The following is an 18,472-nucleotide window of genomic DNA, read 5'->3' as shown; positions in this document are numbered from 1 at the left end:
TCTCCATTCATTCCGTCATCCCAGCGTAAGCTGGGATCTCAGGCGACAACGCACTGCCTGGCCTCATGAGATCCCAACTTCCGCCGGGATAACGGGTGTAGCTTTTAAATTTCGGTTTCCATCGCCGCGAGGATGGGCGAGGCGCCGCTTTCCGCCAGATCGCTATGATGCCGGAACAGCGCGAACAGCTCGCGGCCCGTATCATAGGGGGCAGGGGGCGCCGCCGGAATATCCCGCGCTTCCCACTCCGCCGCGTCGACCAGCGCCATGATCTCGCCCGTCTCGGCGCAGACCCGCACCGGATCGCCGTCGCGCAGCTTGCCGATGGGACCGCCGCCCAAAGCCTCGGGCGAGAGGTGAATGGCCGCCGGCACCTTGCCCGAAGCTCCCGACATGCGCCCGTCCGTCACCAGCGCCACGCGGAAACCCCGATCCTGCAACACGCCCAGCGCCGGGGTCAGCTTGTGCAGCTCCGGCATGCCGTTCGCCCTTGGTCCCTGGAAGCGCACCACGACCACGACGTCGCGCTCCAGCTCGCCCGCCTTGAAGGCGCGCAGCACATCGTCCTGATCGTGGAACACCGCCGCAGGAGCCTCGATGGTCCAGCGCTCCTTGTCGACGGCGCTCACCTTCATGACGCAGCGCCCCAGATTGCCGGAGAGCAGTTTCATCCCCCCATCCGGGCTGAACGGATCGGACACCGGCCGCAAGATCGTCTGATCCCGCGATTCCGGCACATCCTTCCAGGCGAGCGCCTCATTTTCCAGCACCGGCTCCTGCCCATAATCGGCCAGACCCTGGCGCGCCACGGTCGGAATATCCCCATGCAGCAGGCCATTTTCCAACAGCTCGCGGATCACATAGCTAATGCCCCCCGCCGCATGGAAATTGTTCACATCGCCCGATCCATTGGGATAGACTCGCGCCAGCAACGGCACGACATCGGAAATCTCCGCGAAATCAGTCCAGTCGACGATGATCCCCGCCGCTCGTGCAATGGCGGGCACGTGGATCGCATGGTTGGTCGACCCGCCGGTCGCCATCAGCCCGATGATCGCGTTGACGATCGCCTTCTCGTTCACGCAATGGCCCAGCGGCCGGTAATCGTCATTGGGTTGTCCGTCTTTGGCCCAACCGATGCGCGAAAGCTGATGCACCGCCGCCCGCGTCAGTTCCTGCCGCAGCTTGGTGCCCGGATGCACGAAGGAGGCGGCGGGCATATGCAGCCCCATCATCTCCATCATCATCTGGTTCGAATTGGCCGTGCCATAGAAGGTGCAAGTCCCCGCGCCATGATAGCTGGCGCTTTCGGACTCCAGCAATTCCTCCTTGCCCACCTTGCCCTCGGCATAGAGCTGGCGGATGCGTACCTTCTCCTTGTTCGCCAGGCCCGAAGGCATCGGCCCGGCGGGGATCAGGATCGTCGGCAGATGCCCGAAACGCAGCGCGCCGATCAGCAGCCCCGGCACGATCTTGTCGCAAATGCCCAGCAGCAGCGCGCCCTCGAACATCGCATGGCTCAGCGACACCGCCGTCGACAGCGCAATCGTGTCGCGGGAGAAAAGCGACAGGTCCATCCCCGCCTGCCCCTGGGTCACGCCGTCGCACATCGCCGGAACGCCGCCCGCCACCTGCGCGGTGCAGCCCACCTCCCGCGCCGCCAGCTTGATCTGCTCCGGATAGCGGCCATAGGGCTGATGCGCCGACAGCATGTCGTTATAAGCGGTGACGATGCCGAAATTCATCGCCGCGCCGTTGCGGATGACAGCCTTGTCTTCGCCGCTCGCGGCAAAGCCATGGGCCAGGTTCCCGCAGCTAAGCTGGGCGCGGTTGGTCCCTGCGTCCCGCCCGCGTTCGATCAGGCTCAGATATTTGAGGCGCGAAGCCGCGCTGCGTTTCGTGATGCGCTCAGTGACCTTGGCGATCACCGGATGAAGATCAGTCATTCCAGCTTGCTCCGTCACGTTCGATAAGGGCAATGGCTGAGGATGGCCCCCAGTTCCCTGAAGAATAGGACGAGGGTTTCACGCCCGCCTCCTTCCACCCGTCGATGATCGAATCGATCCAGGTCCATTGCGCCTCGACCTCATCCCGGCGCACGAACAAGGTGGCGTCCCCGGCCAGCAGGTCCAGGATCAGCCGCTCATAGGCGATCCGGCGGCGCTGCCCGGCAAAGGCGGCGGTCAGCGACACGTCCAGCGTCACCTCCTCCAGATGCACGTCGCGCTCCAGCCCCGGCCTTTTGCTCATGATGAGCAGGCGGATATATTCTTCCGGCTGCAACCGGATGATGAGCGTGTTCGGCTCCAGCCCCGACCCGCCATTCCGCCCGAAGATCGAATGGCGGACCGGCTTGAACTGGATCAAAATCTCCGACTGGCGTGTCGGCATGCGCTTGCCCGTACGCAGATAGAAGGGCACGCCCTGCCAGCGCCAATTGTCGATATGGGCCTTTAGCGCCACGAACGTCTCGGTATCGGACGGCTTGCCCAGCTCATCGGCATAGCCGGTGACGATCTGCCCGCCGACCGCGCCCGGCGTATATTGCCCGCGCACGCTATGCGTCTTCACCGTCTCCGCCGTCATCGGGCGGAGTGAACGGAGCGCCTTCACCTTCTCGTCGCGCACGGAAGTCGGGTCCATGCGGGCGGGCGGCTCCATGGCGATGATCGACAGGATTTGCAGCACATGGTTCTGCACCATGTCGCGCAGCGCGCCGACGCCGTCATAATAGGAAACCCGGCCTTCCAGCCCCACCGTCTCGGCCACGGTGATCTGCACATGGTCGATGGCGGTGGTGTTCCACAGCGGCTCGAACATCACATTGCCGAAGCGCAGGGCGAGCAGGTTCTGGACCGTTTCCTTGCCCAGATAATGGTCGACGCGGAAAATCTGATCTTCTGCGAACAGCGCGCCGATGCCATCATTGACTTGCCTGGACGAAGCCAGATCCTTGCCGATCGGCTTTTCCATCGCGATTCGCGTCCTGGGCGTGATGATGCCCGCGTCCGCCAGCCCCTGCGCGGTCGGCGCGAAAAGGGAAGGGGGCGTCGAAAGATAGACGGATACGCCCTTGTCGAGTCGCCCGTCCAGCCGCTTCGCCAGTGCCTTGAACTGCGCTGCATTGCCCGCCTCGACCGGCTGGTAGACGATGATGTCCCGCAGCCGTTCCGCGATTTCCGCGTCATAACGGTCGGCGGCGAGGAATTTCTTCAGCGCATTGTCGATGTCGCCGCGAAACTGCTCGTCGGTGAATTCGGACCGTCCTGACGCGATGATCAGGAAATCCTCCGGCAGCAGGCCGTCGGCCAGCAGATTGTAGAGCGAGGGAAAGATCATCCTGTGCGCCAGATCGCCGGTGGCGCCGAACAGCAGGAACGTGGCAGACGGTTCGGTCAAAGGATACCCCTTTTCCGTTTAGTGTTTTCAGGTCTGCACGATGCCGCCCTTATACCCTGCGGCACTCGTTACGCAAGCAGGCTATCGCCGCGGGGACCATCTCGCAACCGCGAGAAGATGAAGGCGTTGATTTTTGGCTGGACGCTGGCCGCCGATTTTGCCATTGGCGCTCCACCCTGGCCTTTCCCAAGGACGATGGAATCATCTTCCGGCTCGGAAAAGGCAGCAAAGGGCATGCGGGCGTGGTGAAACTGGTAGACGCGCCGGACTCAAAATCCGGTTCCGAAAGGAGTGTCGGTTCGATTCCGACCGCCCGCACCATCTTATTTTGCCTCAAGCGCCGGGCGGCCGCATCCGCGGCCTTGGCTATTCTCGCATAAGCTCGGGCGGCCGTTCGGCCTTGCGAACCCTGTTGGGTTCGAGGTGCCTCCGCTTTGGGACGCGATCTCTTCCAACATTTGTAAAGGATCGACGCGCATCGCGTCGGTCGTCCTGTCTATGCCAAAAAGCCCGGCAGCAGGGCTGCCGGGCAGGCGAGCTTTCACAGGGTAAAAGCTTCGGGTCGCACCCCTGCGATTAACCGCAAATATTTAAGATACCAGAGGAATTTTCCGATCCAACCGAAATGGATCAATCTCTTGTCGCGCCACCCTGCGCGTTGAACCAGGGGATCATCCGGGCAATGGCGTCCTCCACCCGATCGGTGGAAACGGCGAAGCTGAAGCGGATATGCCGATGCCCGTCCACCGGATCGAAATCGATGCCGGGCGCTGTCGCCACACCCGTTTCGCGGAGCAGCCTCTGACAGAAGGACAGGCTGTCATTGGTCAGGTGCCCCACATCCGCATAGATGTAGAAGGCCCCGTCCGGCGGCGCGATCTCCTTCAATCCCAGCGCGGGCAGGGCGGCCAGCAGCAACTCTCGGTTGCGGCGATAGGTCGCGACATGCCCCTCCAGCTCATCGATGCAGTCGAACGCCTTCAACCCCGCATGTTGGGCGAGGGAAGGCGGCGTCAGGAACAGATTGCCCATCCGCGCCCGCGCCGTGTCGATCAGGTCGGGCGGAAACACCACCCAGCCCAGCCGCCACCCGGCCATGGAAAAATATTTGGAGAAGCTGTTCACGACGATGGCGTCCGGCGCGAATTCCAACATCGACCGCGCCGGTTCGCCGTAACTCAGCCCGTGATAAATCTCGTCCGACACGATCCTGATGCCGCGCGTCCGGCAAACCTGTGCGATTCGCGCCAGTTCCTCCGCCGGAATGATGGTTCCCGTGGGATTGGCCGGACTGGCGATGATCGCGCCGTCGGGCGCCGGGTTCAGCGCCTCCAGCGCCGCCGCGCTGATCTGGTAACGCTCCGCCGGGCCGCAATCGACCTCCAGCGGCTTCAGATACAGCGCCTTCAACGTGTTGCGATAGGCCACATAGCCCGGCCGCGCCGTCGCCACCCGCGCTCCGGGCGCGAACAGGCTGGTCAGCGCCAGCACCAGCCCCGGTGAAGCCCCGCAGGTGAGCAATATCTGCTCCGCCTCCACCGCCACGCCGTACCGCTCCCGATAATGCAGCGCGATCCGTTCCTTCAGCGCCGGGCTTTCCCAATAGCCCATGGGGTCGCGGTCCAGCACGGCATGCGCTTCCATAATCGCAGCGGACGGCGCCCCGGTCGAAGGCTGGCCGAACTCCATATGCAGGATGGATCGCCCCTCGGCCTCCAGCTTATGGGCTTCCCGGCTGATGGCGATGGCGTGAAAAGGATCGATCTTGGCAACCATGCGCCGCCTCTTACCCGCCCCGCAACCTTGTCACAATTGCCGCGTTGGGAAAGACGTGAACGAAACCATCCTCGACGCGCTGCAATATTATGGCGCCGCCGCCGCCACCATCGCCGCCCTGATCGTATCGTTGAACCTTGGCCGCCGCATCACGGGCTGGGCGTTCGTGCTGTTCGTGACATCCTCCATCGCGCTGATCGGCTGGGGGTTCCTCGCGAAAGACAGCGAAGGCATAGGCTTCCAGAATATCGCGTTGCTCGGCATCAACATGGTAGGCGTCTGGCGCTACCTCTTCTCAAAGCACAAGCCCCGCGACTGAACCTACTCCGAAATCCAAACCTCCACCGAAACCGCATGTTGGCACAGCGCTACCCGGATCGGCAGTTCCTCCACCGGCCCCCCCGTCAAAGCCCGGTCATAAACCGCCTTCTTCGCCGCCCCGCCGATTTGCAGGAACATATGCCGGCTCGCCAATATCGCTCCGACACTCATCGACATGCGCTGATGCGGCGCGGCGGGCGGCGTTACGGCCAGCGTCAAAGCCCCGGTCGAAAGCCCCTCGGCCAATTCCTTCGCCCCCGGGAACAGCGAAGCGGTATGCCCATCCTCGCCCATCCCCAGCAGCACGATGTCGAGCGGCCAGGGCAGGGCCGCAAAAGCCGCCTCGCATTCGGCCTGCCCGGCATAGGCGTCCGCCGCATCATTCTTCATCGGCACGAACCGCGCCGCCGCAGCCTTCCCCTGCAACAAAGTCTCGCGCACCAGCCGCTCATTGCTGTCCACATGGTCCGGCGCCACCCAGCGCTCATCGACCAGCGTCACGATCACTTTGTCCCAATCGAGCGCCACCCCCGCCAAAGCCTCCAGCACTGGCCTGGGCGATCGCCCGCCCGACAGCGCGATCGTTGCGACTCCCCGCGCCGCGATGGCATCCCCCAGGACCACAGCGATCCGCCGCGCCATGTCCGCCGCCGCCAGCGCGCCATCGACGAAAAGATGTTCGGTAGGCATGTCGTTCAATTCTCTTCGGGAAGGGTGCAAATGTCGATCCACCGCGCGCGGGTCAGTTCGGCCAGCCGTTCCGGCGTCAGTTCCACCGAAGTCGTCCGCGATCCCGCCGCCGGAAACACAGTGTCGAAATCGCGCAACGACACGTCGCAATAGACGGGCAGCGGCGCCGCCAACCCAAAGGGGCACACGCCCCCGACCGGATGGCCGGTCAATCCCTCGACCTCCTCCAGCCCCAGCATGCGCGGCTTGGCCCCCAGCGCCGCCTTGGCCTTGCCATTATGCAACCGCGCATCGCCCCGCGCCACCACCAGCGCGACTTCATCCCCGACCCGCAGCGACAGCGTCTTGGCGATCCGCGCCGGAACCACGCCCAAGGCTTCCGCCGCTTCATTGACCGTGGCGGTGCTCACCCCCTGGTCGATGATGGCGACATCCGGCGCATGAGCGGAGAAGAAGGCCCGAACCGACTCCGCGCTCATTCGCCCCGAATCTCCGTCAGCTTGCGCTCCCACGCCAGGGCATGGGTCACGATCTGGTCGAGATCGGCATGTTGCGGCGTCCACGGAAATTCCCCCATGATCGCCCGATTGTCGGAGATCAGCGCATCCGGATCGCCCGCGCGCCGTCCCTCCATCCGCCGGTCGATCTTCAGGTTCGTCACCCGGTCGACCGCGTCCAGCACCTCCAGCACGGAAAAGCCCCGCCCATAGCCGCAGTTGAGCAGATAATTCTGCTCCGGCTTGGCCATCAGCGCTTCCAGCGCCAGCACATGCGCCGCCGCTAGATCGGTGACATGGATATAGTCGCGCACCCCGGTCCCATCGGGCGTATCGAAATCGGTCCCGAACACCGAAACATTACTCCGCTTGCCCAAAGCCGCCTCGACCGCGACCTTGATGAGATGCGTCGCCCCCGCCGTCGACTGCCCCGTCCGCCCGGCCGGATCGGCGCCCGCCACGTTGAAATAGCGCAGCGCGCAGAAGTTCATCGCATGCGCCGCGCTGACGTCGCGCAGCATATATTCGGTCATCAGCTTCGACATGCCATAGGGATTGATCGGCCGCTGCGGTGTCGTTTCCCTGACCGGGCTTTCCTCCGGAATGCCGTAGGTCGCCGCCGTCGAGGAGAAGATGAAATGCGGCACGCCGATTGTGACGACGCTCTCGATCAGGTCGCGGGTCTTGGCGCTGTTGTTATGATAATATTTGAGCGGGTTTTCGACCGATTCCGGCACCACGACCGATCCGGCAAAGTGCATCACCGCCTTCACGCCATGGTCGCGCAAGGTCTTCTGCACCAGCGGCTGATCCGAAATATCGCCCTGAACGAACGCCACATCATCGGGCACCGCCCAACGGAACCCCGTCACCAGATTGTCGATCACCACGACGCCATAGCCTGCATCGCGCAGCGCCAATACGGCATGGCTGCCAATATAGCCGGCCCCGCCCGTGACCAGAACCGTCGGCTTTTCGCTCATAAGATGAAGGTCTCCCGATAGATCAGGGCCGCCGCCATTCTCCCCCGTCATGCTGAACTTGTTTCAGCATCCATCGCGCCTACGGACTCAGGTCTTGCCGAAGGCGAAATGGATGCTGAAACAAGTTCAGCATGACGAATGAGAAGGTTACAGCCCTTTGCCTGTCAGGACTAGATCAGCTTCGTGACGATTCCCACCCCATTCATGCTGCGGCGCGAGACGAAACGGGGCGATAGAAAGTCGTGCCGCTCGCCGCCATATCCTGCAACTGGACCGTAGGCGCAAAGCGATCCCCATGCGTCGCCGCCAGCCGCTCCAGCACCGCCACAACATGACCGATGCCGACCGTGCCCATATGACTGAACGGCCCGCCGGTATAGGGCGCGAAACCCCAGCCGAAGATCGCGCCGATGTCGCCATCCTCCGGCGTCTCCAGCACGCCTTCCTCGAAGCAACGCGCGCATTCGATCAACTGGCGATAGAGCAGCCGCTCCTTCACCGCCTCGACATCGGGCTGCACGGCGGCGCGAGGGAACATCTCCTCCAGACCGGCCCAGAGATGCTTCTTCCCGCCCTCGGGATAATCATACCAGCCTTTGGCGCTTTTCCGCCCCAGCCGCCCCAGCTCGACCATTCGCGCCATCACCGCGTCGGACGGCTGCGCGACATAGGCGTCGCCTAGCTCCTTCTGCGCGGCGACGACGATCTTGTGGCCAAGCTCGATGGAAACCTCGTCGCCCACGGCGAGCGGCCCCACCGGCATGCCCAGTTGCCGCCCGGCATTTTCGATCAGCGCGGGATTGATCCCCTCCGCCACCATCTCCACGCCTTCCTGCACATAGGTGCCGAAGCAGCGCGAGGTATAGAAGCCGCGCGAGTCATTGACGACGATCGGCGTCTTCTTGATCTGGGCGACGAAATCCAGCGCCTTGGCGATGGCGGCCGGACCGGTCTCCTTGCCCAATATGATTTCCACCAGCGGCATCTTCTCGACCGGTGAGAAGAAGTGGATGCCAATGAAATTCTCCGGCTTGCTCCACGCCTTGGCGAGCCGGGTGATCGGCAGCGTGGAGGTGTTCGACCCGAAGATCGTATCCGCGCCCAGCACCTCCTCGACCTTCTTGGTCACTTCGGCCTTGATGGCGACATCCTCGAACACCGCCTCGATCACGAAGTCCGCCCCGGCCAGCGCGGCATAATCCGTCGTCGGCGTCACGCGGGCCAGCGTCTCCGCCATCTTCTCCGGCGTCATGCCCCGGCCGAGCCGCTTCTTCAGCACCTCCTCGACATGGGCCTTGCCCTTTTCGGCATAGGCCTGGTCACGGTCGAACAGCACGACCTCAATCCCCGCCTGCGCGGCCACAGTGGCTATCCCTGCGCCCATCATGCCTGCGCCCAGCATGGCCAGCTTTTTCGTCGGCGCCTTGGGCTGGTCCTTGGGCCGCCGTGCGCCGCGTTCAGCCGCCTGCTTGTTGACGAACAGGCTGCGGATCATGTTCGCCGCCTGCGGGTCGGCCGCGACCTTGGCGAAATATTTGCTCTCCACCCGGATCGCCCGATCGATGGGCAGGAAGGCCCCCTCATAGACCGCCGAAAGCAGCGCGATCGGTGCGTTCATGTTGCGCTGGGTCTGCTTGAGCGTCATCGGCAGAGCGCCCGCCATGGTCTGGACGAAGGCCGGATTGAAGCCGCCCGCGCCGCCGGGGAATTTGAAGCCCTTGACGTCCCAGGGTTGCACGGAGGCGTTGGGATTGGCCTTCACCCATTCGCGCGCGGCTTCGACTGCCGTGCCCTGCGGCACGACCTGATCCACGACCTTCATCATCGCCGCGTCGGCCGGGCGGAACAGCTTGCCCTGCAACATGTACATCAGCGACGCCTGCACCCCCATGATGCGCGGCAGGCGCTGCGACCCGCCGCCGCCGGGGAACAGGCCGATCAGGATTTCCGGCAGGCCCAACTGCGTCTTCGGGCTGTCGCCCACGATCCGGCGATGACAGGCCAGCGCCAGCTCGAACCCGCCGCCGACGCAGGTGCCCTCAATGGCGCAGGCGACCGGCTTGCCGCAGGTTTCCAGCCGCCGGAACAACTGGTTCAGCACGAAAACCTTGTCGAAGATCGCGGCCGGGGCAGGGGCCTTGCCGGTCTCGCTGACCAGCATCGACCCGAAATATTTCAAGTCCATGCCGGCCATGAAGCCGCTGTCCTTGCCCGACGCGATGACCGCGCCCTTGATGGCCTCTTCAGAGGCAATGCGCGTGATCGCGGCGTCCAGATCGGCCAGGAAATCCGGGCCGATGACGTTCATCGACTGATCGGGAACATCAATGGTGAGGGTGGCGATGCCGTCGGCGTCGATGTCGAAATTGATGGTCTGCATGATAAGCCGCCTTTTACTCTCCGTTCGCCCTGAGCCCGAACGGAGGAGAGATTCAGATTCGCTCGATGATGATCCCGGTGCCCATGCCCGCGCCCACGCACAGGTTGATGAGCGCGGTGCCCTTGCCGGTCCGTTCCAGCTCGTCCAGCGCCGTGCCCAGCACCATCGCCCCGGTCGCGCCCAGCGGATGGCCCATTGCGATGGCGCCGCCATTGACGTTGATCTGCCCATGGTCGAGGTCCATCGCCTGCATGTAGCGTAGCACGACGCTGGCAAAGGCCTCGTTCAGTTCCCACAGGTCGATGTCGGCCTTGCTCATGCCCGCCCGATTGAGCAGCTTGCCCGCCACGAACTCAGGCCCGGTCAGCATGATCAGCGGTTCCGACCCGATGGAGGCCATGGCCTTGATCCGGGCGCGGGGTTTCAGCCCATATTTCTCGCCCATCTCCCTGTTGCCGACCAGCACCGCGGCGGCGCCGTCGACGATGCCGCTGCTGTTGCCGGCGTGGTGGACATGGTTGACCTTCTCCAACTCGGGATAGCGGAGCAGGGCGATGGCGTCGAAGCCCGGCATCTCCTCGCCCAGCGCCGTGAAGCTGGGTTTCAGCGCCGCGAGCGACTGCATCGTCGCGTCGGGCCGCATATGCTCATCATGGTCGAGCACGACCGATCCGATGACGTCCTTCACCGGCACGATGGACTTGGCGAAGCGCTTTTCGTCCCAGGCAACCTTGGCGCGGCGCTGGCTTTCGACGGCATAGGCGTCGACATCGTCCCGGCTGATCCCGAACTTGGTGGCGATCACGTCGGCGCCGATGCCCTGCGGTGCGAAATAGGTCTTGTAGGCGACCGCCGGGTCCATCGCCCAGGCGCCGCCGTCCGAAGCCATGGGCACGCGGCTCATCGACTCGACGCCGCCGCCGATGGCAAGGCCCGCTTCGCCCGAATAGACCTTCGCGGCCGCCATATTCACGGCCTCCAGCCCCGAAGCGCAGAAGCGGTTGATCTGCACCCCCGGCACGGTCTGAGCGTAGTCGGCGTTCAGCACCGCCACGCGGGCAATGTCCGCGCCCTGCTCGCCCACCGGGCTGACGCAGCCCAGGATGACGTCATCGACGTCGGCGGTGTCGATCTGCGTCCGGTCCCGCACCGCTTCCAGCATCTGCGTCGCCAGTTGGATGGGGGTGATTTCGTGCAGCGACCCGTCGGCCTTGCCCCGGCCCCGGGGCGTCCTGACGGCATCGTAGATATAGGCTTCCATGGCTTTCCATTCCTCTCCGCTGGGCGTCGGATGATCGCTGCAAATGTATTTACGTTTACGTAAAGTGCAAGTCTCAATCGTCAGCCCGCCCGACCGTAACGTCATCCCGCCAAAGGCTTTCCGCCTCGTCCTCCGCCGGACAATTCAATTCTTTTAATGATTCGCGGATTTGACCCGACCGCCTTATTCCGCTTCATGGAAAGCGTGTCAGAGTCGGACCCCTCCCAAGCGCCGTCGCCCCTGTCGATTCCGATCTTCCGTGCGATCTGGTGGGCCAGCCTCGCCTCGAACTTCGGCGGGCTGATCCAGTCGGTCGGCGCGCAGTGGATGATGACCTCGCTTTCGGCCTCGCCCCAGATGATCGCGCTCGTGCCTGCGGCGACGACCCTGCCGATTATGCTGTTGTCGCTCTGGGCCGGGGCGGTGGCGGACAATAGCGACCGGCGGGTGGTGATGCTGCTCTGTCAGCTCTTCATGCTCATCGTCTCCGCCCTGCTGGCGCTGTTCGCCTGGATGGGATGGGTGACGCCCTGGGCCTTGCTGGGCTTCACCTTCCTCGTCGGCTGCGCCACTGCGATCAATGGACCGGCCTGGCAGGCGTCGGTCGGGGACATGGTGCCGCGCGCGGCCTTGCCCCATGCCGTCTCGCTCAATTCCATGGGCTTCAACATGGCGCGCAGCATCGGCCCGGCGCTGGGCGGCATCATCGTGGCGGCGGCCGGCGCGGCGACCGCATTCCTGGTCAATGCGGTCAGCTATATCGGCCTGGTCGTGGTGCTGGCCCGCTGGCGGCCTGAAAGCGTCCCCCAGCTTCTGCCCCGAGAACGGATGGGCATCGCGATGCGGGCGGGAGTCCGCTATGTCGCCATGTCCCCGAAGATCCAGGTCGTCCTGCTGCGCAGCGCGGCCTTCGGCATCGGCGCCAGCGCCGTTTCAGCGATGATGCCGCTGGTGGCGCGCGATTTGCTGGGGGGCGGCGCGCTGACCTTCGGCGCGCTCAGCGGCGCTTTCGGCATCGGCGCGGTGACGGGCGCCTTGTTGACCGGGCAATTGCGCCGCCGCTTTTCTGTCGAAACCATGGTGCGCGCTTCCGCCATCGCGCTTGCGGTCGGCACGGCGTTGATGGCCGTCAGCGACTGGCTGATCGTGGCGTTGGCGGGACTGCTGCTGGCGGGCGCGGGCTGGGTGGTCGCGCTTTCGACCTTCAACGTGTCCGTCCAGATGTCGGCGCCGCGCTGGGTCGTGGCGCGGGCCGTCGCCCTGTATCAGATGATCGCCTTCGGCGGCATGGCCGGGGGCGCCTGGCTGTTCGGCACATTGGCGGAAGATCATGGCGTCGCCGCCGCCCTCTATATCGCCGCCGCCGTCCAGTTCGTCTCCGTAATCATCGGCTATGTCCGCCCGCTTTCGCAAGCGGGTGAGGAGAATCTCGACCTCCAGAATATGTGGCGGGAGCCTGAGACGGCCGTTCCGATCGAACCCCGCAGCGGACCGGTGGTCGTCACCATCGAATATCGCATCGCCGCCGGATCGGTCGTTCCCTTCCTGACGGCAATGAGCGAACGCCGCCGCATCCGCCGCCGCGACGGCGCCCATGGCTGGTCGCTGCTGCGCGACCTGGGCGATCCGGAACTGTGGGTGGAGCGCTATCATGTGTCGACCTGGCTGGACTATGTCCGCCATAACAGCCGCCGGACGGTGGCCGACATGGCGAACAGCGAAGCCATCCACGCCCTGCATCGCGGCCCGCATCCGCCGGTCGTCCATCGCATGGTGGAGCGGCAGACCGGTTCGCTGCCGCTGGGACGTTCGGCCGATCCCCGGGAATTGGGCGATCCCATGACCGATCCCACCCGTTCGAGCTGATCCGCTATTTCGGCCGCCGCTCGGCCAGATCCTCCGGCGTGTCGATGTCCCGCAGGCTAGCGCCCATGGTCTCGATCTGCACGCCATGGCTGAGCAGAGCGCGCGCGCCCTGGTCCCCGCGCAGCGCCAGCAGTTCGGGGAAATGCTTTCGCCCGATGAAGGCGGGGGGCGAGGAGGAAAAACCGTCGGTGCTGGCGACGACCGACCGGACGTCCTCGGCCGCCAGGCAGATGCGGTTGTAATGCGTCTGCGGCACGTCGGGCATGTCGGCCAGGCAGATCAATATGCCCCGGCATTTGCGGATCGGCATGACATGCTCGACCGCCTTGATGATGCTGCCCGATATGCCGTCTTCGGGCCGGTCGTTGACCAGAATCGCATAACCGCGCCGCTCCAGCCGGCGATGCAGCACCGGCGCCTGGTCGATCGGCCGCACGACCGCCACCAGCTCAGCGAATATCATGGAGGCGATGGTCTCCATCGCATGGACGGCGAGGGGCTTTCCGCGCCAATCGGCCATCAGCTTGTCCTCCTCCCCGAACCGGGAGGAAGTGCCTGCTGCAAGGAGGACGGCGGCGATATGTTCGGTCCGCATGGTTCCCTAGCGAGTAATGGTAGCGACCCGGTTCATCCGGTTTGACCATGCTGTGCCACCGGGACGATCTTCTGTCCAGCAGGGCGAAGGGACTGGCGTTCCTGCGAATCAGTCGCCATATGCCCGCAGAGCAATGAAGGAGTGGTGCCGTCCATGGAATATGATCCCGATGCCGAAGCTGCGGGCGAGTCGGTCAAGGTCCCGGTTCCAAAAGACGTTGCCGCCGCGATCCGTACGCTGATCCGCTGGTCGGGCGACAATCCGGAGCGGGAAGGGCTGGTGGAAACGCCGGAACGCGTCGCCCGCGCCTGGAAAGAATATTGCCGCGGCTATGATGATGATCCGGCCTATCATCTCTCGCGCATCTTCCATGAGGTTGGCGGCTATGACGACATCGTGCTGCTGAAGGACATTCCCTTCCAGTCGCATTGCGAACATCATATGGCGCCGATCGTCGGCGTCGCGCATATCGCCTATCTGCCCGGCCAATATGTCGTCGGCATATCGAAGCTGGCCCGCGTCCTGCACGCGTTCGCCCACCGCCTTCAGGTGCAGGAGCGGCTGACATCCGAAGTCGCCAATTGCATCTGGGAACATCTGAAGCCCGAAGGCGTGGCCGTGGTGATCGAAGCGACCCATGGCTGCATGACCGGGCGCGGGGTGCGCACGCCGAATGTCGTCATGAAGACCAGCCGCATGCTCGGCGTCTTCCGCGACGATGTGAAGAGCCGCGAAGAAGTGTTGAAGCTGATCGGCGCGTGAGCGAGGAGGAAGTCCCCGCCTACCGGCCCCTGGGGGGCACGAAGAAGCGCCCGGAACAGTCCGGTGCGCGGCCCTTGGCGCAAAAGCGCCTTGCGTTGGTGACCGGCGGCCATCGGCGGCTGGGCGGCATCATCGCCGCCGCCTTTGCGCGGGCGGGCTATTCGCTGGCGATCCATGGCAGCCACGATACCCGGCTCGATTCCCATCTGGCGCTGACGCTGGAGGAGAATGCGACCGAATGGGATGGCTTCACCGTCGATTTCAGCGATCCGGAAGGGGCGGAGGAACTGGTGGCTTTGGTCGCGGAGCGCTTCGGCCGCCCGCCCGACGTCCTCGTCAACAGCGCGGCCATTTTCGGGCAGGACCGGATCGACAATGTCAGCGCCGATGATCTGATGCGGCATTATGCCGTTAATTGCGCGGCGCCCGCCTTGCTGACCAAGGCCTTCGCCACTGTCCCCGCAGGCACGGGGGACCGGTGCATCGTCAATATCCTCGACCAGCGGATCGACCATCCGCATGGCGACCAACTGGCCTATACCCTCTCGAAAATGGCGCTGGCCGGGCTGACCCGGCTGTCCGCCTCGACATTGGCGCCGCAGATCAGGGTCAATGCCGTTGCGCCGGGCCTCACCATCGCGACGCCCGATTATGACGATGGCCAGATGGAACGCCTGTCCGCGATGATGCCGCTGGAGCGGCTGCCGCAGGCAGAGCAGATTGCCGAAGCCGTCCTCTATCTGGCGGGGGCGAGCGCCGTGACCGGGCAGACGCTCTATATCGACGGCGGCGCGCATCTGCGCAGCTATGACCGAGATTTCATGCATCTGTGCCGATAGCGGCTGCGAAGATGCGGCCCGCGAGGACTGGTCAAGGCCCGTCGCGCTGCATAGAGCGGATCGCAATGGGTGACTGAAGGGAGACGGCAATGGCATATGAAACGATCCTGGTGGAACAGCGCGACGCGGTGACGCTGGTCACGCTCAACCGTCCTCAGGCGCTGAACGCGCTGAACAGCCAGGTGCTGCAGGATCTGGGCGCGGCCTTCGCCGCCTATGACGCCGATCCGTCGCAGCGCTGCCTGGTCCTGACCGGCAGCGAAAAGGCCTTTGCCGCAGGGGCCGACATCAAGGAAATGGTGGAGAAGGACGCGGCCGACTTCTTCCTGGAGGATTTCTTTGCGGGCTGGCAGAGCAAGGTCGTCTCCATCCGCAAGCCGTGGATCGCGGCGGTCGCCGGTTTCGCGCTGGGCGGCGGGTGCGAACTGGCGATGATGGCGGATTTCATCCTAGCCGCCGACACCGCGAAATTCGGCCAGCCCGAAATCAAGCTGGGCGTGGCGCCGGGCATGGGCGGATCGCAGCGTCTGACCCGCGCCGTCGGCAAGGCGAAGGCGATGGAAATGTGCCTGACCGGCCGCATGATGGGCGCCGAAGAAGCGGAAAGTGCCGGTCTGGTTGCGCGGATCGTTCCGGCGGCTGATCTGCTGGAGGACGCGCTCAAGACCGCCGCGACTATCGCCGGGATGCCGCCCATGGCCGCGATGGTGAACAAGGAAATGGTCAATCTGGCGTTCGAGACCGGACTGGCTCAGGGCATCCTGACCGAACGCCGCCTGTTCCAGATCCTGACCGCGACCGAGGATAAGAAGGAAGGCATGGAAGCCTTCGTCGCCAAGCGTCCGGGGGTTTGGAAGGGGCGTTGATTGGCGTGAATGAATGGGGGCTGATGATGGCCATTAGCTCCCGTTAAGCAGCACGTGCTCCTGCGCAGGCAGGAGCCCAGTCCTGCCCTCAATGTGTCATCGTAACACCTGAACTGGGCTCCTGCCTGCGCAGGAGCACGGTGTACTTCAAGGTCAAGGAAAGCGGACTGTCCGCTTTCCACCCATCCGCGACACGCTTGGAGACGATAAGCGCTTACTTCCCCTCCAGCATCTCGATCATCAGCGAAAAGTCCCGCCCTGCTTCGCCCTTGTTGGCGAGCAGTTGATAAAGCGACTCCGCTGCATTCCCCATCGGCACGCTCGCGCCGACCGAAGCGGCGGCCTCGCTCGCCAGCTTCAAATCCTTCAGCATCAGTCCCACGGCGAAACCGCCCTGATAGCCATTGTCCGAAGGGCTTTGCGGCCCGACCCCCGGCACCGGGCAATAGCTGGTCATCGACCAGCTCTGCCCCGACGACACGCTGGAAATATCGTAGAAGGTTTGCGGATCGAGCCCCAGCTTCTTCGCCATGGCGAAGGTCTCGCAGGTCGCGACCATCGTCGCGCCCAGCAGCATGTTGTTGCAGATCTTGGCCGCCTGCCCATTGCCCGCGCCGCCCGCATGGATCACCGCCTTGCCCATGGCGGACAGGATCGGCCTGGCCCGGCCGAACGCCTGGTCCGATCCGCCGACCATGAAGGTCAGCGTGCCGCCATTGGCCGCCGCGATGCCGCCTGAGACTGGCGCGTCGACCATCTCGAAACCCTTGGCGGCAGCGGCTTCCTCGACTCGCCGCGCCGTCGCGACATCGATGGTCGAGCAGTCGAGGAACAGCGCATCGGCCTTGGCCGCGCCGAAAACCTCGCCTGTATAGACCCCCTCCACATGCTTGCCCGCGGGCAGCATGGTCACGACCGCATCGGCGCCAGAGACAGCCTCGGCCACGCTGGCGCAGCGCACCGCGCCCGCTTCGGCGGCCTTGGCCAGCGCCTCTTCCGACAGGTCGAAGGCCCGCACCGCAAAGCCGTTCTTCAGCAGATTGGCGGCCATGCCACCACCCATATTGCCCAGGCCGATAAAGGCGATGGTCTGGCTCATTTCAGGCACTCCTCTAGAGCGATTTCAAGCCGGATGGATCATCTGGCGGCTCCGAAATCGCGGAAAACAAGCCATCTTCAGCCGCGCAATTCGGGCAGCGGCGTCCATTCCTTTTCCGGGGGCAGGGGCGCGAACAGGCTTTCCACCAGTTCGTCTGTCACATCCTCCGGCCGCGCCGGGTTCCATCGCGGCGCATTGTCCTTGTCGAAGATCACAGCGCGCACGCCCTCGATGAAATCGGGGCGACGGATGACATGATGGCCGATGCGATATTCGTTGCGCATATTGTCGGCAAAATCGGTGAAGGCCGCGCCCTCCACCATCTGGCGCAGCGCCACCTTGATGGTCTGCGGCGATTTGGTGGCGAGGGTGGCAAGCTGCTCCCGCGCCCAGTCCGATCCGTCCGCGTCCAGCGCCGCCAATATCTCCTCGAAACGATCCGAGGCGAACAGGCGGTCGATCTGGTCCCGATGCGCTGCCATGGCCGAAGGCGGCGGCGCGTCGGCCATTTCGTCCAATATCTCGGCCAGACCGTCCGGATCGGCAATGATCCGCGCCTTCACCGCTTCCAGCTTGTCAGAGGCCATATAATGGGTGGCTATGCCGATGGCGGCGCAATCCGCGCCCTTGATCCGTGCGCCGGTCGTCGCCAGCCACGCCCCGGTCCGTCCCGGCATGCGCGGCAAGAACCAGCCGCCGCCGACATCGGGAAACAGGCCGATGCCGGTTTCCGGCATGGCATAAGTGGTCCGCTCGGTCGCGACGCGGTAGCGCGCCGGGTCGGAAATGCCGACGCCCCCGCCCATGACGATGCCGTCGATGAAGGCGACGACCGGCTTTTCATAGACGAACAGCAGATGGTTCATACGATATTCGGTGAAGAAGAACTGCTCCGCCTTGGAACAATCGCCCTTGGCGCTGTTGGCGATCATGGCGATGTCGCCGCCCGCGCAAAATCCGCGACCCTCAGCATGGTCGAGCATCACCGCAACGACGCTCTCATCCGCCCGCCAGGCCAGCAGCGCGTCGATGATGGCGCTGCACATTTCGGTCGTTAGCGCGTGGATCGCCTTGGGCCGGTTGAGCCGGATGCGCCCCACGCCATTGTCTATGGAAATCAGAACCTGATCAGTCATAT

Annotated in this window: 17 protein-coding genes and 1 tRNA gene; 6 read left to right on the top strand and 12 right to left on the bottom strand. The window is 64.4% G+C overall.

What is annotated here, in order from left to right; translation table 11 throughout:
- Window positions 1–104: 104 nt before the first annotated feature.
- From edd to HUK72_RS26970, 3 genes are all read right to left on the bottom strand, one after another.
- Entirely contained in the window at window positions 105–1,946 is a 1,842-nt protein-coding gene (edd, locus tag HUK72_RS05655; RefSeq protein WP_176595909.1) for a phosphogluconate dehydratase, read from the bottom strand.
- The gene (gene zwf, locus HUK72_RS05650) at window positions 1,939–3,399 is read right to left on the bottom strand and encodes a glucose-6-phosphate dehydrogenase (RefSeq protein ID WP_176595908.1); all 1,461 of its coding nucleotides are present in this window, start codon (window positions 3,397–3,399) and stop codon (window positions 1,939–1,941) included. Before zwf ends, edd begins: the two co-directional genes overlap by 8 nt.
- A gap of 68 nt (window positions 3,400–3,467) precedes the next feature.
- Window positions 3,468–3,635 (bottom strand): hypothetical protein, encoded by a 168-nt coding sequence (locus tag HUK72_RS26970; protein ID WP_218035913.1) that lies wholly within the window; start codon window positions 3,633–3,635, stop codon window positions 3,468–3,470.
- On the opposite strand from HUK72_RS26970, the gene HUK72_RS05645 reads away from it, so the two are divergent.
- Window positions 3,636–3,720: transfer RNA gene (locus HUK72_RS05645), tRNA-Leu, on the top strand.
- 309 nt (window positions 3,721–4,029) lie between these two features.
- Here HUK72_RS05645 and HUK72_RS05640 read toward each other — a convergent pair.
- Window positions 4,030–5,175, bottom strand: a complete 1,146-nt coding sequence (locus HUK72_RS05640) for an aminotransferase class I/II-fold pyridoxal phosphate-dependent enzyme (protein ID WP_176595907.1) — start codon at window positions 5,173–5,175, stop codon at window positions 4,030–4,032.
- A gap of 55 nt (window positions 5,176–5,230) precedes the next feature.
- On the opposite strand from HUK72_RS05640, the gene HUK72_RS05635 reads away from it, so the two are divergent.
- The gene (locus tag HUK72_RS05635; RefSeq protein ID WP_176595906.1) at window positions 5,231–5,494 is read left to right on the top strand and encodes a hypothetical protein; all 264 of its coding nucleotides are present in this window, start codon (window positions 5,231–5,233) and stop codon (window positions 5,492–5,494) included.
- Window positions 5,495–5,496: 2 nt separating this feature from the next.
- Here the strand turns inward: HUK72_RS05635 and pgl are convergent, their stop codons facing one another.
- The 5 genes from pgl to HUK72_RS05610 form a co-directional block, all read right to left on the bottom strand.
- Entirely contained in the window at window positions 5,497–6,186 is a 690-nt protein-coding gene (gene pgl / locus HUK72_RS05630) for a 6-phosphogluconolactonase (protein WP_176595905.1), read from the bottom strand.
- Window positions 6,187–6,191: 5 nt separating this feature from the next.
- Complete coding sequence (locus HUK72_RS05625; RefSeq protein WP_176595904.1) at window positions 6,192–6,665, bottom strand: YbaK/EbsC family protein; 474 nt, start codon at window positions 6,663–6,665, stop codon at window positions 6,192–6,194.
- Window positions 6,662–7,666, bottom strand: a complete 1,005-nt coding sequence (gene galE, locus HUK72_RS05620) for a UDP-glucose 4-epimerase GalE (RefSeq protein WP_176595903.1) — start codon at window positions 7,664–7,666, stop codon at window positions 6,662–6,664. Before galE ends, HUK72_RS05625 begins: the two co-directional genes overlap by 4 nt.
- Window positions 7,667–7,868: 202 nt before the next feature.
- Window positions 7,869–10,046, bottom strand: coding sequence for a 3-hydroxyacyl-CoA dehydrogenase NAD-binding domain-containing protein (locus HUK72_RS05615; protein WP_176595902.1), 2,178 nt, complete (start codon window positions 10,044–10,046; stop codon window positions 7,869–7,871).
- A 52-nt stretch (window positions 10,047–10,098) separates the two neighbouring features.
- Window positions 10,099–11,307, bottom strand: a complete 1,209-nt coding sequence (locus HUK72_RS05610; protein WP_176595901.1) for an acetyl-CoA C-acetyltransferase — start codon at window positions 11,305–11,307, stop codon at window positions 10,099–10,101.
- Between the two features lie 195 nt (window positions 11,308–11,502).
- On the opposite strand from HUK72_RS05610, the gene HUK72_RS05605 reads away from it, so the two are divergent.
- Entirely contained in the window at window positions 11,503–13,173 is a 1,671-nt protein-coding gene (locus HUK72_RS05605; protein ID WP_176597757.1) for an MFS transporter, read from the top strand.
- A 4-nt stretch (window positions 13,174–13,177) separates the two neighbouring features.
- Here HUK72_RS05605 and HUK72_RS05600 read toward each other — a convergent pair whose 3' ends face one another.
- Window positions 13,178–13,768 (bottom strand): nucleotidyltransferase family protein, encoded by a 591-nt coding sequence (locus HUK72_RS05600; protein ID WP_176595900.1) that lies wholly within the window; start codon window positions 13,766–13,768, stop codon window positions 13,178–13,180.
- Between the two features lie 153 nt (window positions 13,769–13,921).
- On the opposite strand from HUK72_RS05600, the gene folE reads away from it, so the two are divergent.
- The 3 genes from folE (at window position 13,922) to HUK72_RS05585 (ending at window position 16,235) form a co-directional block, all read left to right on the top strand.
- A complete protein-coding gene (gene folE / locus HUK72_RS05595; RefSeq protein ID WP_176595899.1) occupies window positions 13,922–14,530 on the top strand; it encodes a GTP cyclohydrolase I FolE in 609 nt (202 codons plus the stop codon).
- Window positions 14,527–15,369: an SDR family oxidoreductase gene (locus HUK72_RS05590; RefSeq protein WP_176595898.1), complete on the top strand. Its 843-nt coding sequence runs from the start codon at window positions 14,527–14,529 to the stop codon at window positions 15,367–15,369. The genes folE and HUK72_RS05590 overlap by 4 nt, the downstream gene beginning before the upstream one ends.
- A gap of 89 nt (window positions 15,370–15,458) precedes the next feature.
- Window positions 15,459–16,235 carry an enoyl-CoA hydratase-related protein gene (locus HUK72_RS05585; RefSeq protein WP_176595897.1) on the top strand — a complete coding sequence of 259 codons (777 nt, stop codon included), beginning with the start codon at window positions 15,459–15,461 and terminating at the stop codon, window positions 16,233–16,235.
- Window positions 16,236–16,449: 214 nt separating this feature from the next.
- Here the strand turns inward: HUK72_RS05585 and mmsB are convergent, their stop codons facing one another.
- Both mmsB and HUK72_RS05575 read right to left on the bottom strand, forming a co-directional pair.
- Entirely contained in the window at window positions 16,450–17,334 is an 885-nt protein-coding gene (mmsB, locus tag HUK72_RS05580) for a 3-hydroxyisobutyrate dehydrogenase (protein ID WP_176595896.1), read from the bottom strand.
- 77 nt (window positions 17,335–17,411) lie between these two features.
- Window positions 17,412–18,470: an enoyl-CoA hydratase/isomerase family protein gene (locus HUK72_RS05575; RefSeq protein ID WP_176595895.1), complete on the bottom strand. Its 1,059-nt coding sequence runs from the start codon at window positions 18,468–18,470 to the stop codon at window positions 17,412–17,414.
- Window positions 18,471–18,472 lie beyond the last annotated feature (2 nt).

Source organism: Sphingobium sp. 15-1, from assembly GCF_013375535.1.
Classification (GTDB): domain Bacteria; phylum Pseudomonadota; class Alphaproteobacteria; order Sphingomonadales; family Sphingomonadaceae; genus Sphingobium; species Sphingobium aromaticivastans.
Note: the sequence above shows the minus strand (reverse complement) of the source record. Positions and strands in the feature narration are given on the sequence as shown.